General features: G+C 73.8%; 10 protein-coding genes. 5 read left to right on the forward strand and 5 right to left on the reverse strand.

Annotation, left to right across the window (positions count from 1 at the left end; genetic code table 11):
• Positions 1-71: 71 nt before the first annotated feature.
• Genes CFK39_RS13635 through CFK39_RS13645 form a run of 3 tightly spaced genes read right to left on the reverse strand, consistent with a single transcriptional unit; the run spans position 72 to position 2742 of the window.
• A complete protein-coding gene (locus tag CFK39_RS13635; protein ID WP_089065916.1) occupies positions 72-1793 on the reverse strand; it encodes a metallophosphoesterase family protein in 1722 nt (573 codons plus the stop codon).
• A gap of 7 nt (positions 1794-1800) precedes the next feature.
• Positions 1801-2022 (reverse strand): DUF3107 domain-containing protein, encoded by a 222-nt coding sequence (locus CFK39_RS13640; protein ID WP_089065917.1) that lies wholly within the window; start codon positions 2020-2022, stop codon positions 1801-1803.
• A gap of 57 nt (positions 2023-2079) precedes the next feature.
• Positions 2080-2742 (reverse strand): TetR/AcrR family transcriptional regulator, encoded by a 663-nt coding sequence (locus CFK39_RS13645; protein WP_089065918.1) that lies wholly within the window; start codon positions 2740-2742, stop codon positions 2080-2082.
• Positions 2743-2886: 144 nt separating this feature from the next.
• Here CFK39_RS13645 and CFK39_RS13650 point away from each other — a divergent pair, with 144 nt between their 5' ends.
• The 3 genes from CFK39_RS13650 to CFK39_RS13660 are packed head-to-tail and all read left to right on the forward strand — an operon-like array spanning position 2887 to position 9841.
• A complete protein-coding gene (locus CFK39_RS13650; protein ID WP_089065919.1) occupies positions 2887-6090 on the forward strand; it encodes a UrvD/REP family ATP-dependent DNA helicase in 3204 nt (1067 codons plus the stop codon).
• Positions 6087-9401: an ATP-dependent DNA helicase gene (locus tag CFK39_RS13655; RefSeq protein WP_089065920.1), complete on the forward strand. Its 3315-nt coding sequence runs from the start codon at positions 6087-6089 to the stop codon at positions 9399-9401. Before CFK39_RS13650 ends, CFK39_RS13655 begins: the two co-directional genes overlap by 4 nt.
• A 29-nt stretch (positions 9402-9430) precedes the next feature.
• Positions 9431-9841: a hypothetical protein gene (locus CFK39_RS13660; protein ID WP_089065921.1), complete on the forward strand. Its 411-nt coding sequence runs from the start codon at positions 9431-9433 to the stop codon at positions 9839-9841.
• 19 nt (positions 9842-9860) lie between these two features.
• Here the strand turns inward: CFK39_RS13660 and CFK39_RS13665 are convergent, their stop codons facing one another.
• Together CFK39_RS13665 and CFK39_RS17025 are read right to left on the reverse strand one after the other, a co-directional pair.
• Complete coding sequence (locus CFK39_RS13665) at positions 9861-10508, reverse strand: phosphotransferase (RefSeq protein WP_245822655.1); 648 nt, start codon at positions 10506-10508, stop codon at positions 9861-9863.
• The gene (locus tag CFK39_RS17025) at positions 10508-10825 is read right to left on the reverse strand and encodes a hypothetical protein (RefSeq protein ID WP_245822656.1); all 318 of its coding nucleotides are present in this window, start codon (positions 10823-10825) and stop codon (positions 10508-10510) included. The genes CFK39_RS13665 and CFK39_RS17025 overlap by 1 nt, the downstream gene beginning before the upstream one ends.
• Before the next feature lie 48 nt (positions 10826-10873).
• Here CFK39_RS17025 and nudC point away from each other — a divergent pair, with 48 nt between their 5' ends.
• Together nudC and CFK39_RS13675 are read left to right on the forward strand one after the other, a co-directional pair.
• A complete protein-coding gene (nudC, locus tag CFK39_RS13670; protein ID WP_089065922.1) occupies positions 10874-11791 on the forward strand; it encodes an NAD(+) diphosphatase in 918 nt (305 codons plus the stop codon).
• 126 nt (positions 11792-11917) lie between these two features.
• The gene (locus tag CFK39_RS13675) at positions 11918-14059 is read left to right on the forward strand and encodes an ATP-dependent DNA helicase UvrD2 (RefSeq protein ID WP_089065923.1); all 2142 of its coding nucleotides are present in this window, start codon (positions 11918-11920) and stop codon (positions 14057-14059) included.
• The last annotated feature ends 57 nt before the right edge of the window (positions 14060-14116 follow it).

The following is a 14116-nucleotide window of genomic DNA, read 5'->3' on the forward strand; positions in this document are numbered from 1 at the left end:
GCACGTCTCGCGGACCCGCCGGACCGTGCCGAAGGTGACATCGGTCCGGCGGGGAAAGAACGGGCAGGTGCTCAGCCCATCCCGCCGTCGCTGCCCGCGGGGACCGGCTCGCGGGTCTCCGGCAGCGGGCTGACGGGATCGGTGGGGGTGACGCGGTCCTCGTCCGGCAGGCCCTCGCCGGGCTCGACCTCCTGCTCCGGTGGGATCGTGTTCTCCGGGGTCTCGGCATCCGCGGGGATCTCGAGCTCCGCCGTCTCCTCAGGCATCTGGGTGCGCTGGATCGAGACCGACACCAGGCCCAGTCCGCCCATCACGATGTCGTCGTAGGCGACCAGCTGCCGGGTGTCCTGGTCGAAGTAGAGCATCCTCGCCGTGAGGTCCAGCGGGTCCTCGCCGGAGAGCACCGGGGCGATCCCCCCGGAGGCGAGCGCCCCGCCGGTGGAGCCGACGGTGAACCAGTCCGTGCCCGAGCCCTCGCGGTCGAGCTCGACCTTCGAGGTGTGCATGTGGCCGGAGAGCACCAGCGGGGTCCGACCCAGCAGACCCTCGGGCTGGGTCGGATCGTGGATCATGGCGAAGTCGACGGGGTCCTCGGGATGGGCCGCGTCGTACGCCTCGATGGTGTCGCCCAGCTGGAAGACGCTGGCGTTGACGGCTTCGTCGCCCTCGCGCCAGCCGCCCGCGTCCGAGTCGTCATCGGCCGCGAAGCGCGGGTCGCCGATCCCGGCGATCCGCAGCCCCGCCACCTCGACCACCTCGTTGTCGACCACGGTCGCATTGGGCTGCGCCTCGATCATGGCCGCGGCGGAGGCACCGTCATGGTTGCCGCTGACATAGACATAGGGGACGTCCAGCGTGCCGATGCGGCGCAGCAGCTCGGTCTCCAGCGGCGTGCCCCAGGAGACGATGTCGCCGGTGTCGACGACAGCATCGATCGCGAACTGCGTGTGCAGCTGCTCGATGACGTCGTAGGCCTGCGGGTTGTCGTGGATGTCCGAGACGTGCAGGACCGTGATCACGTTCTCCTGGTCCAGGCCCACCGGCAGCGAGTCCGCGGCGATGTACAGCGCGGAGACCTGTCCCACGAACTCGGCCAACGTGTCGCGGTAGCTCTGGTAGTCGATCACGGTGCCGTGGCCGAGATCAGCGATGTAGGCGGCCTGGGAGAGCAGCCCCTCGAACTTGGGCTGGCTCAGCGAGGCGGGGGAGAAGGTCACGGAGGTGGCGGCGAGCGAGGCCCCCACCACGACGACGGCACTGCCGCCGGCGATCAGCGCGCGCCGCACCCGGCGATAGGTCACGCCGACGGCGAGCCCGGCCCCGGCGGCGGCGAACAGAGCGTTCAGCGCGGCGTTCTTCGCCGCGGCCGCCGCCAGCGTCTCCGGCGCCGTCTGCTGCAGCTCCGCGAATCCGGAGTCCGCGTAGAACAGCGCCTCGGCCTTCTCGACATCGACGCTCTTGACCCGGGCCTCGATCCGCACCGGCGCGGTATGCGTGTCGAAGGCGACCTGGCCCACCGGCGGGAGCAGCAGCACGGTCTCGGAGGACAGGGAGGGCCGCAGGTGGACGCTCGCGGTCAGCGGGCCCACCTCGACCGTGGTGGCGGGGACCAGCAGCAGACCGACGATCGCCCCCAGCATCGCGACCACGGCCGTGGTGGTGAGGTGCAACCACCGCTGGCGGCGCCGCCTCAGCCGTCGCCGCCGGGTCGGGGAGTCCTGCACGGTCACCGCCGCCGGGCCCTCCTGCGAGCCGGGGCTGCCCTCCGGCGGGCGCGCCTCGCTCGAGGACATCGCGGGCTCAGCCGAGGAAGCCGACGCGACGAGGCTCCTCGGTGGAGACCTCGACGTAGGCGACCTTCGCGCCGGGGACCAGGACGGTGCGGCCCTTGTCGTCGACCAGGGTGACCGGGGAGCCGTCGGCGATCGCGCCGCTCAGCCGCTCGATCAGGGCATCGGACTTCTCCTCGGACTCGATCACGATCTCGCGCGGGGAGTGCTGGATGCCGATACGGATCTCCATGACCTGACCTTTCCTCCGCCTCGGGGCGGGGACGTTCGTTGCAGTACTGCCGGGAGTCTACGCGTCCGCCGGCGGTGCGGAGGCGTCGTCCGCCGCCAGCACAACCCCGGGGATCCGGGAGCCCTCCCGCGGTGCGAAGCCGGTCAGGCCGTGCACCACGGTCGTGGTCATGGTGTCCAGGATCGTGACACGCTCCGCCTCGTCCGCGGCGCCATGGAGCAGCTGCGCGGTGGTCTGGGTGACGGCGATGACCCCGCGCCCGAGGATCCGGGACTCCTCGACACCGATCTGCCGTGAGGCGGTCAGCACCCCGGCCAGCTCGATCGCCATCCGGTCCAGGACCGTCACCACCTTCTGCTGGACCACCTCGGAGATCAGCTCGTGACCGGTGAACAGTCGCAGGGAGTTGTCCAGCGCCACGAACTCGTAGAAGCGGTGCAGGCCCGCACGCACCCGGGTGATCGTGTCGCCCTCGCCCTCGCCTATCGCGCGGACCTCGTCGATCATCGAGGTCGCGAGGAGGTCGAGCACCTCGACGTAGAGCTTCTCCTTGGAGTCGAAATGCTGGTAGAGCACGGGTTTGGTGACACCGGCGGCGGTGGCGATGTCGTCCATGGAAGTGGACTGGAAGCCCTTCGCGGTGAACACCCGGGTGGCCAGCTCGAGCAGCTGTGCACGACGCTGTGCACGCGGCATCCGGGCCGTCGTTGACGTGGTCATGGTGTCGGTCTCCGATTCCGAGGGCAGCGGGGCGAGGGCGCTGCGGGGCAGGGGTCAGGTTCCTCGTGATCCCGGACACTCTACCGCCGCGGCCCGCCGGAGCCGAGGCGCCCGGATGTCGGTGCCGTGAGGTGGAATAGGGGCATGCGACAGACGGGCACGACCACGGGTGAGGGGATCCGTCTGCTCGGGCCCGACCTCGAGGCGCTTCCCGCCCTGCACGCCGTCGAGGAGCTCGATGACGTCCAGCGCGCCGCCCTGGAGCGCTTCCTCGGTGGCGGCGATGTGCTCGTCCACGGCGGCCCCGGCAGCGGCCGCACCGCGCTCGCGCTGACCGCTGCGGAGGTCTCCGGAACCGGCACGCTGCTGCTGGCCCCCCGACGCGCAGCCGCCGGTCGCCTCCGCGACACCCTCGCCGTCCGCGGCACGGGCGAGGTGCGGGCCATGACCCCACCCGCCCTCGGCCACGCGCTGGTGCGTGCCGACGCGCTGCGCCGCGGCCTGGGCGAGCCGACCCTGGTCACCGGCGCGGAACAGGATGCCCTGCTCGCCGAGCTGATCGCGCAGCGAGAGAGCTGGCACCTGGAGGTCGACCCCGGGGCGCGCACGCTGGCGAGCTTCCGCACCGAGCTGCGGGACCTGATCACCCGGGCGGCGGAGCTCGGCCTGACGCCCGCCGATCTCGAGGCGCTCGGGCACGAGCGCGGCAGGCCCGCCTGGCTCGATGCCGCCGCTCTGCTGCGGGACTATCTCGGGGTGCTCGACCTCGAGGCCTCCGCCGCGCTCGACGCGGGCCCGCGCCTGGACTCCGGGGCCCTCGTGCGCCGTGCCGTGCAGCTGCTCGCCGATCCCGCGACGCCCCCACCCTTCCGTGCCGTCGTGGTCGACGACGCCCAGGACCTCACCGCCGCCGGCATCGCCCTGGTCTCCGCGCTCGCCGCTGCCGGCGCGCGGGTGCTGGTGTGCAGCAGTCCCGATGCCGCGGTGGACACCTTCCGCGGCGCCCTGCCCGACGCCGCCGAGCGCCTGCGCGAGACGCTGCCCCGCCCGGTCGGCAGCATCGTGCTGACCGGAGCACATGCCCAGGTCGAGGGTCTGACCGCGGCGGTCGACGCACTGCGGGGACGGCTGCCCCGGGCCGGGGCTCCGGCGGAGGCGCGACGCCCCCGTGCCTCCCGTCTCGGCGCCCTGGTCGCGCTGCGGGCTCAGGATCCGCTGGACGAGGCCCGACTGATCGGCTCCGCCCTGCGCGACCTCCACCACCGCGAAGAGGTCGACTACGACCAGATGGCGGTGGTGTGCCGCTCCGGCGCCGCAGTCGCCGATCTCGCCGATCTGCTCTCGCGCACCGGTCTGCCGGTGCGCATCCCGCACCGCCCCCAGCCACTGCGGGAGGTCCCCGCGATCGCCGATCTGCTGACGATCCTGGAGATCGGGCTCGCCCCGCCGGAGGCCCCGCTGGATCCCCGCCGCGCCACCGAGCTCCTGCGCGGGCCCTTCGGCGACGCCGACACCCTCCGCCTGCGCCGCATCCGGCGACTGCTGCTGAGCGCCCACCGCGCCGCCGATCCCGACAGCGGGGCCACCAGCGAGCAGCTGCTCGCCCGAGCACTGGTCGACCAGGACGCGCCGGGCCTGCCCGCCGCAGCTGCCCGGGACCGCGCCGCCGCCCCCGTGCACCGGGTGCGGGACATGATCGCCGCGGTGCGCGAGCACCGGGATGCCGATGCGCAGCTGGTGCTCTGGCAGGCCTGGGACGCCTCGGGGCTGGCCGGCGGCTGGCGGCGCGCCGCCCTGGGCGCGGCCGGGGACGTGGACGGCGCCCGCTCGCGCCTGGCCGCGTCCCGGCTCGATGCGCTGCTGGAGCTGTTCGCGGCTGCGGAACGGCTGGCGGACCGCCGGCCCGGTGCCGGCGCCCTGGACCTGGTCGAGCAGGTCCGCTCTCAGGCAGTGGTGGAGGATACCCTCGCCCCGGCTGCCGCCGCCCGCGGCCGCATCGCGGTGCTCACCCCCGCGCAGCTCGCGGGCGAGCACCGCGACACCGTGGTCCTCGCCCGCCTCCAGGAAGGGGCCTGGCCGGACCTGCGCCTGCGCTCGACGCTGTTCGGCGCCGCAGAGCTGTCGCTGCGGGTCGGGGCCCGGCGCGGCGCCGAGCTCCCGCTCGAGGCCGACGCGGTGCGCGCACTCCAGCGCGAGCAGGTCATCGCCGACGAGCTGCGCCTGGCTGTCAGCGCACTCGCCCGTGCCCGGAGAAGGGTGCTGGTCACCGCGATCCAGGACGAGCAGAACGAGCCCTCTGCGCTCTTCGACGCGCTCGCAGATCTGGCCGCCCGCGCCGACTCCTCCGATCCCGAGGCCGCACCCTGGATCGATCTCAAGACCCTGCGCCGGGATCCCGGCCCCGCCCCGGACGCCCGCCGCCTGGTCGCGGCGCTGCGCCGGAGGCTGCGGGAGGAGGACCCGGACAGCGCCCGCGATGCGGCCCTGGCCCTGGAGGCGCTCGGCCGGGCCGGCGCCCCCGGCACCGATCCCGCCCGCTGGTATCACCAGGAGCCCAGCTCCACCGCGCCCCTGCACCAGGACGACGACCTGATCCGACTCTCCCCCTCGGCGCTGGAACGGGCCGTGGACTGCCCCCAGTCGTGGCTGATGGAGCGTGCCGGCGGCACCCGCAGCGGTGGGCCCGCCCAGCTCATCGGCACCGCGCTGCACCATCTGGCTCAGGTCCACCCGCGCGGTCCGGCCGGCGGCGAGCAGGACCTGCTGGAGGAGCTGCACACCCTGCTGCGCACCGTGCCCGGCACCGAGACCTGGTCCGGCCGGCGCCGCGTGCGCCGTGCCGAGGACGCCGCCCGCCTGCTCTCCGACCACCTGCGCAGCGCCGGGGAGCCGCTCGCCGTCGAGGCTCCCTTCGAGGTGACCCTGGGAAGGGTGCAGCTGCGCGGCAGCATCGACCGCATCGAGGGCGACGCCACCGGGCTGCGGGTGGTGGACCTGAAATCCGGCCGCGCCGCCAAATCCGCGGCGAAGGCCGAGGAGGACCTGCAGCTGGCCGCCTATCAGGCCGCAGTGCGCGAAGGGGCCCTTTCGGAGCAGCTGGGACCTGACGCTCCGGACCGGCTGAACGGCGCCGAGCTGGTCTACGTCGGCACCGGCGGGAAGAAGGCCGCCGTGCGCACCCAGGGAGCCCTCACCCGCGCAGAGGATCCGGGCTGGTTCGACGACCTCGTCCAGGAGGTCTCCCGCGAGGTCTCCGGTGACCAGGTGACCGCGCGCGTCAACGCCCACTGCACCCACTGCGCCGTGCGCAGCAGCTGCTCCCTGCAGCCCGAAGGAGATCAGCTGTGACCACCCCCCGCCCCACCCCGCCGGGCCCCGCCGCGCCCCGGGCCGAGCATTCCGCCGCCCGGCTGGCCGCGCTGCTCGAACAGCCGCCGCCCACCGCGGAGCAGACCGCCGTCATCGAGGCGCCCCTGGCCCCGATGCTGGTGGTCGCCGGGGCGGGTTCCGGCAAGACCGAGACCATGGCCTCGCGCGTGGTGTGGCTGATCGCCAACGGCATCGTCGAACCCCGCCAGGTGCTGGGCCTGACCTTCACCCGCAAGGCCGCCCACGAGCTCGCCGAACGGATCAGCGCGCGACTGGGGACCCTCGCCGCCGCGCTGCGGGCCGAGGGCCTGCCCCTGCCGCGCGGCCTCGAGCGCGGCGGCGACGACCTGGTCGGCCAGCGCCCCACCGTCCACACCTACAACGGCTTCGCCCTGGACCTGGTGCGCGAGCACGCGCTCGCCGTCGGCATCGACCCCGAGCTGACGATGATGTCCACCTCCGCCTCCTGGCAGCTCGCCCACGAGATCGTCGAGGGCTGGGACGACTCCCTGGACCTCGAGGCCTCCCCGGCGACCCTCACCGCCGCCCTGCTCTCGCTCACCTCATCGCTGGCCGATCACCTCGTCACCCCGGACCGGCTGGCCGTGCACCTGCGCGAGATCCGCGACCACCTCTCCCAGATCCCGCTGCAGGTCGAGGGGAAGCGCCGCACCACCCCCAAGGAGGTCGCGAAGGTGCTGGGCGCGCTCGAGTCGCGGCTCGCGCTGCTGCCGCTGCTGGCGCGGTTCGCCGAGATCCGCACCGAGTCCTCCGCACTGGACTTCGCCGACCAGGTCTCCCTCGCCGCCCGCGTGGCGCGCGAGGTGCCCGCCGCCGGTGCCCTCGCCCGCCGCATGCACCGGGTGGTGCTGCTGGACGAATTCCAGGACACCTCCGTCGCCCAGCTGCAGATGCTCACCGACCTCTTCGGTCCCGGCCACGCCGCCTGCGCCGTCGGCGACCCGCAGCAGGCGATCTACGGCTGGCGGGGGGCCTCGGCCGCCTCCCTCGCCGGCTTCGCCGAGGCGTTCGCCACCGCCGAGCAGAGCGTCCTGCAGCGCACCCTGTCCACCTCCTGGCGCAATGACCAGGCGGTCCTCGCCGTCGCGAACCGGCTCGCCGCCCCGCTGCGCAGCGTCGACTCCGGGGTGACCATCCCCGAGCTGCAGCCCCGACCCGGGGCGGGGGAGGGCGCCTGCGAGATCGTCGAGGCCGCCGACGAGCGCACCGAGGCGCTCGCGATCGGCCGCTGGATCCTGGCGCGCCGCGCGGAGCAGGAGGAGGACGCCCCGCCGGCCTCCGCCGCGGTGCTGGTGCGCGCCCGCCGCCAGATCCCGGCGCTGGTCGAGGGGCTCGAGGCGACTGGTCTCGCTGTCGCGGTGGTGGGGCTCGGCGGGCTCCTGCACCGCCCCGAGGTCGCGGATGTCCGGGCGCTGCTGGAGTGCGCCCACGACCCCGGCCGCGGCGACGCCCTGGTGCGCCTGCTGACCGGGCCCCGGCTCCGTCTCGGGGCCCGGGACCTCGCCGTGCTGGGCCGCTGGCGCGACCGGATGGGCTCCCGGCTGCGGCGGGAGGGAGAGGCGCCGGGCGGTCAGGACGAGGCCGAGACCGTCTCACTGGTCGACGCGGTCGACGATCTCCCGCCGACGGACTGGACCGATCCCTCCGGCCGCGTTCTGTCCACCACCGGCCGGGAGCGGCTGGCGCAGGTCCAGCAGATCCTGCGGGAGCTGCGCCGGTTGCTGCCTTTGCCGCTGCCGGACCTGGTCACCGCCGCGACCCGGCTGCTCGAGGTGGACCTCGCGCTGCTCGAGCGGGAACCGGACTCGCGGGCGCTCGCCGACCTGGAGGCGTTCCGTGACCATGCCGCGGCCTTCGACCGCACCGCCCGCCGCGGCGGTCTCGGGGCCTACCTCGACCTGCTCGAGATCAGCGAGGACGAGGAGGCCGGGCTCGCCGTCACCGCCGCCCCCGAGGCCTCCCACGACCCCGCCGCCGTCACGATCGTCACCCTGCACTCGGCCAAGGGCCTGGAATGGGACCTGGTCGCGGTCGCCGGACTCACCGAGGGCAGCGTCCCCTCCTACGACCTGCGCCGCGCGAAGACCGACGAGGCCGGCAGGACGCGGGTGCCGGCCGACGGCTGGCTCGGCAAGCTCGCCTCCGCCGCCGTGCCCACCGCCCTGCGCGGTGACGCGGACACCCTGCCGGAGCTGGCCTGGGCCGAGGCGGATACGCAGGTCGATGCCGAGTCCCTGATCCAGGAGTACCGCTTCGCCCAGGGAGAGGAGTCGCTGCGGGAGGACCGCCGGCTGATGTACGTCGCGGTGACCCGGGCCCGGCGCCGCCTGCTGCTGACCTCCGCCGCCTGGCGCAGCGGGCTGGCCTCAGCTCGGCCCCGCTCCCGCTATCTCACCGAGGTCACCGAACTGGTGCCCGAAGCGTTCCGCACCGTGCAGGAGGTCCCCGAGCACAACCCCCTGGAGAGCGAGCGCCCGCAGGCGTCCTGGCCACCGGCCCCCGGTCGGAGCGAGCGGGCGCGGGCCCGCGCGGCGGAGCTGCTCTCCGCCGTCGCAGGGCAGGCGGGGGAGCCGGCCGATCCCGAGCTCGCGGAGCTGGTGCGCCGCGCGGTCGTGGACCTCGAGCAGCAGGCCGCCCCGCCCATGGTCCATTCGCCGCCGCGGCTGTCGGCCTCCCAGGTGGTCCACCAGGCACGGTCTCCGCAGGCCGCAGCGCTCGACCTGTTGCGGCCCCTGCCCCGGCAGCCCTCCGCGGCCGCGGCACGGGGCACCGCCTTCCATGCCTGGCTGGAGTCCCGCTACGACAGCGCGACCCTGCTGGACCTGGAGGACCTGAGCGATCTGGAGCAGGCGGACGGCGAGGGCGCCACCGGGCTCGACGACCGGGCCCTGCGCGAGGCCTTCACCGCCTCGGAGTGGGCAGAGCGCTCCCCGCTCACGGTCGAGCAGCCCGTCCACACCCGGATCGGGCAGATCGCGGTGCGCGGCGTCATCGACGCCGTCTTCGCCGATCCCGAGGGCACCGACGGCAGCGAGGGCGTGCTCATCGTGGACTGGAAGACCGGCCGGGTGCCCCGGCCCACTCAGCTGCGGCAGCGCGCCCTGCAGCTCTCGCTGTACCGGCTCGCCTGGCACGAGCGCACCGGTCTGCCGCTGTCGCGCATCCGCACCGCGTTCCACTTCGTGGCCGACGGGGTGACGCACGAGGTGCGCCGCCATCCCTCGCGCGAGCGGATCGCGCAGCTGCTCACGGGGGAGGCGGGGGAGTGAGAGCAGCGGTCCGACGTAGGATCAAAGGTATGGCGACACGGTCTCGGGGCCGACGTGCGGTGCGGGCGGGCACCGCTCTGGTCGCGGTCCTCCTCACCGCGGCAGTGGTCGTCTATGGCGTCTGGGCGGGATACCTGTGGGTCTTCGCCTCCGAAGGGGCCGTCCCTCCACAGTCCCGGATCCCGGATCTGCCGGCCGGCACCGAGATCGTGGGCAGCACCACCGAATGCGCCTCCGGCGGGTGCTGGCGCGAGGTCTCTCTCGCTCCCGCGCCGCACAGCTCCCCGCGAGAGCTGGCGGAGACGCTCGGTCTGGAGCGCACCGAGCAGCGGTATCCGTGGAGCCTCCGCGATCCGCACTCGGTGCGGGCGTGGGCCGACGCCGACGGCGACCGCCTCGTGGTCTCCCTGCGCTACTGGGGCGCCGAGCTCACCCCGTGAGGGTGTGCGGGAGCGAGGCTCAGACCGTCCCGTCCTCCCGCGCGTTCATCTCCTCGTAGGCCCGCTCGGCCTCGTCGCGGGCGAGCTGTGCGAGATCGGCATCGAGATCAGCGATCATGCCGCGGGCATCAGCGACGATGTCCTCATCGCCCACCTCCAGGCCGTGGGCGAGCCATTCCGCGACGGCGAACTCGCCGAGGGCCTGGGCCCGCTCCATCAGCCGCGGATGGGTCGCGGTCGGCAGCTCCTCGCGATAGGCGGCGTAGAGGTCGTCGAAACGCTCCGGATCCAGGGAGGAGATCAGCCAGGCGAGGTCGGAGGCGGCATCGGCGACCTGGGAGGAGGACCAGTCACGGATGGCGCTGACCTGCTGCCCGGTCGTGAACAGGCTCTCTTCGGAGAGGTCCCCGTGCACGAACTGCGGGGTGATGTCCCACAGCTCCTGGTCCTCGAGCAGCGCCTGCCAGCGCTGGGAGACCGCAGCGGGGAGATGCCCGGCCGCGGTGACGGTGTCGATCCGCCCTCGATGGGCGGCGTGCATCGCCTCCGGGGTGAAGGTCTCCACCCCGGCCGCCTCGGCGGCGTAGCGCGGCACGGTGTGGATGCGGGCCAGCACCTGGCCCAGGGACCGGGCCAGCTCCGGGCTGCCGGCGAGGTCGTCGAGCATCAGCGGCCGGCCGACGGGGCCTCCGTCACCGCGCAGCGCCCGCCCTCGGAGAGTTTCACGAAGCCGAGCACCGGAGGGATCACGCTGTGCAGCGAGGTGCCGGTGAGCGAGTCGGCGACCTTCAGATCCCGCTCGAGGCGGACCCCGGCCGCGGTCGAACCGGGGGAGAGGACCATCACGCGCCTGCCGTCCTCGCCCACGATGCCGGCGACGTCGAGATCCTCGGCAGGGGTGGCGATCGGCATGGTCCGCGCCGGGACCAGCCCGGGGACCGCTGCCGCGGCAAGAGCAGCCAGGGAGTAGGAGTTGCGATGCACGCGTCCACCGTACCCGGCCAGGGTGCCCGCTCCGCGTAGGCTCGGACCATGGCGAAGCTCCGTGGTCCCCATCTCAGCACCCCTCTCACCCTCCTCGGCTCCGACCGGGACGCCCTGCAGCGCAGCGCCCCGGAGGCCGCCGCCCCCGGTGAGGACGCCCGCTACCTGGTCACCCGCTCCGGGGCGGTCACCCTGCGCGAGGACGGTGATGGCACCCTCCATGCGGTGCTGGAGGAGGCGGACCCCCGCGACGGCACCCAGCAGCCGCTGGTGCTGCTGGGCCGGCGTGACGGATTCCGCGTGCTCGCCGCCGAGATCGCCGAGCCCAGCCCCGAGCTGGACGCCCCCGGCCGTGATCTGCGCGACCTCCGGCGCGTCGCCGATCTGCTGGCCGACAGCGACGCGGACCTCGCCGCCGCCGCCGTCGCGATGGGCGCCTGGCATCGTTCGATGCGTCACTGCCCGCAGTGCGGCAGCGCGTTGGAGCCGGAGATGGCCGGCTGGGTGCTGCGCTGCCGCGAGGACGGCACCGAGCAGTTCCCCCGCACCGATCCCGCCGTGATCATGGCGGTGCGCGACGGGCAGGATCGCCTCCTGCTGGCCCGCAACGCGCACTTCCCCAGCGGTTTCCACTCGGTGCTGGCGGGTTTCGTCGAGCCGGGCGAGAGCCTCGAGAACGCAGTGGCCCGCGAGGTCGCCGAGGAGGTCGGGGTCACGGTCGAGGAGGTCGAATACGTGGGCAGCCAGCCCTGGCCCTTCCCCCGCTCGCTGATGCTCGGCTACCGGGCCTGGGCGCCGGGCGCCGGCGAGCTCGCGCTGCAGGAGGAGGAGATCGCCGAAGCCCGCTGGTTCAGCCGTGAGGAGCTCGCCGCCGCCCTGGAGGCGGAGGAGATCGCGCTGCCCGGCGCGGCCTCGATGGGCCGGGCGCTGATCGACGACTGGTTCGGCCGCTCCGCGCAGCGGTGAGACCACGCGGTGAGGCCATGCGGTGAGACCAGGGGGCGGTGCACCGGGCACCCCGGGGTGGTGTGCGGCACCCGCCGTCCACAGCGGTCCGCGGGGCGTCGCACCACCCTGGCAGGATGATCGGTGATGACCGATCAAGCCGCCCCCTCCGACCGCGCCGCCGCCGACAGCGGCGCGCCATCACCGACCGATGCGGAATCCCTGCTCGCCGCGCTCGATCCCGAGCAGCGCGAGGTCGCCCGCAGCTTCGGCGCCCCGATGTGCGTGCTCGCCGGTGCCGGGACCGGCAAGACCCGCGCCATCACCCACCGGATCGCCTACGGCGTCGAGACGGGGCAGCTGAATCCCCGCCATGTGCTGGCGGTGACCTTCACCGCCAAGGCCGCGGCCGAGATGCGCTCCCGGCTGCGTGACCTCGGCGTGCCCGCGGTCCAGGCCCGCACCTTCCACTCCGCCGCGCTGCGGCAGCTGCGCCATTTCTGGCCGCGTGTGGTGGGCGGGCCGATGCCCGAGCTGCTGACGAACAAGTTCGCGGGCATCGGTGAGGCCTGCCAGCAGCTGCACCTGAGCGTGGACCGTGCTGCGCTGCGGGACATCGTCTCCGAGGTCGAGTGGTCGCGGGTCTCGATGCTCACCCCCGAGTCCTACCCGGAGGCCGCACAGCAGGCCCGTCGGCCGGGCGTCGCGGGATTCGACTCCCGCTCCATCTCCCGCATCCTCACCCAGTACGAGGAGGTGAAGAAGGAGCGCGGGGTGATCGACTTCGAGGACGTCCTGCTGCACATGGTCGGCTTCCTCACCGAGCGCGGCGATGTGGCCCGAGAGGTGCGGGAGCAGTACAAGCACTTCGTGGTCGACGAGTACCAGGACGTCTCCGCCCTCCAGCACGCCCTGCTGCGGCTGTGGCTGGGCACCTCCGATGATCTCTGCGTGGTCGGCGACGCCGCCCAGACCATCTACACCTTCGCCGGTGCCCGAGCCTCCTACCTGCTGGACTTCCGCTCCGAGTTCAAACGTGCGCAGATCATCCGGCTCGAGCGGAACTACCGCTCCACCCCGGAGATCGTGCGTATGGCCAACACCGTGCTGGACGGTGCTCAGGGCCGCACCCGCGAGACCCGCCTGACCCTGGTCTCGCAGCGCGAGCCGGGCCCGCCCCCGCTGGTCGAGTCCTTCCCCGATGATCCCGCCGAGGCCGACGGCATCGCCGAGCGGATCGCCGACCTGGTGACCGGGGGCCGACCGGCCTCCGAGGTCGCGATCCTGTTCCGCACCAACAGCCAGTCCGAGGCCCTCGAACAGGCGCTGACCTTCCGCGGCATCGGCTACCTGGTGCGCGGCGGTGACCGCTTCTTCGAACGCCAGGAGGTGCGCCGGGCGATGGTCTCCCTCCGCGCCGCCACCCGGGTCGAACAGCTCGATCCGGCCCGCGCGGTGCGCGACATCCTCTCCCAGCAGGGATGGGCGCCCACCGCCCCGGAGACCACCGGCGCGGTCCGAGACCGCTGGGACTCGCTGAACGCCCTGGTGGGCCTCACCGACACCATCACCGCGAGGCCGGCCACCACCATGGCCGATGTGGTGCGCGAGCTCGAGGAGCGGGCGGAATCGCAGGCGGCCCCGGTCGTCGACGGGGTCACGCTCGCCTCCGTGCATGCCGCCAAGGGACTGGAGTGGCCGGTGGTGTTCGTGGTCGGCGCCAGCGACGGTCTGCTGCCGATCTCGATGGCCAGGACCCCGGCCGAGGTCGAGGAGGAGCGGCGGCTGTTCTACGTCGCCCTCACCCGTGCGCGCGACCTGCTCACCGTGAGCTGGTCGGCCGCTCGCACCCCCGGTGCCCGCGGCTCGCGCAAGCCCTCCCGCTTCCTCGACGGGGTCCTCGCCCACCCCGATGCGCCGAAGACTGCGCCCGGGGCCGGGCCGCGCCGCACCGGTCGGCGCTCCGCCACCGTCTATGCGGAATGCCGGGTGTGCGGGCAGGGGCTGGTCGCACCACGGGAGCAGCGACTGGGCCGCCACGAGGGGTGCCCGTCGACCGTCGGGGAGGGGCTGCGCACCACGCTGCGCACCTGGCGACGCGAACAGGCGCGACTGCGCGGCACCCCGCCCTATGCGATCCTCACCGACGCCGCGCTGGACGCGGTCGCCGAACGGGCGCCGCGCAGCGAGCAGGAGCTGCTCGAGGTCCCGGGGATCGGCCCCAACAAGCTCGCGAGCTTCGGTGCCGACCTGCTCGAGCTGCTCGCCGCGGAGGCAGAGGATCAGTGAAACCGCAGGTCAAAAAATAGTTTCGCGGTCCATCGAACGGGTGTAGAGTCTCACTCG

The sequence above is a fragment of the Brachybacterium avium genome (assembly GCF_002216795.1).
GTDB lineage: Bacteria > Actinomycetota > Actinomycetes > Actinomycetales > Dermabacteraceae > Brachybacterium > Brachybacterium avium.

What these genes read in the sequence shown, in the direction of transcription:
- CFK39_RS13640 (WP_089065917.1), bottom strand. Translation starts at nt 2,022, where the DNA reads ATGGAGATCCGTATCGGCATCCAGCACTCCCCGCGCGAGATCGTGATC.
- nudC (WP_089065922.1), top strand. Translation starts at nt 10,874, where the DNA reads ATGGCGAAGCTCCGTGGTCCCCATCTCAGCACCCCTCTCACCCTCCTC.
- CFK39_RS13660 (WP_089065921.1), top strand. Translation starts at nt 9,431, where the DNA reads ATGGCGACACGGTCTCGGGGCCGACGTGCGGTGCGGGCGGGCACCGCT.
- CFK39_RS13635 (WP_089065916.1), bottom strand. Translation starts at nt 1,793, where the DNA reads ATGTCCTCGAGCGAGGCGCGCCCGCCGGAGGGCAGCCCCGGCTCGCAG.
- CFK39_RS13675 (WP_089065923.1), top strand. Translation starts at nt 11,918, where the DNA reads ATGACCGATCAAGCCGCCCCCTCCGACCGCGCCGCCGCCGACAGCGGC.
- CFK39_RS13665 (WP_245822655.1), bottom strand. Translation starts at nt 10,508, where the DNA reads ATGCTCGACGACCTCGCCGGCAGCCCGGAGCTGGCCCGGTCCCTGGGC.
- CFK39_RS13645 (WP_089065918.1), bottom strand. Translation starts at nt 2,742, where the DNA reads ATGACCACGTCAACGACGGCCCGGATGCCGCGTGCACAGCGTCGTGCA.
- CFK39_RS13650 (WP_089065919.1), top strand. Translation starts at nt 2,887, where the DNA reads ATGCGACAGACGGGCACGACCACGGGTGAGGGGATCCGTCTGCTCGGG.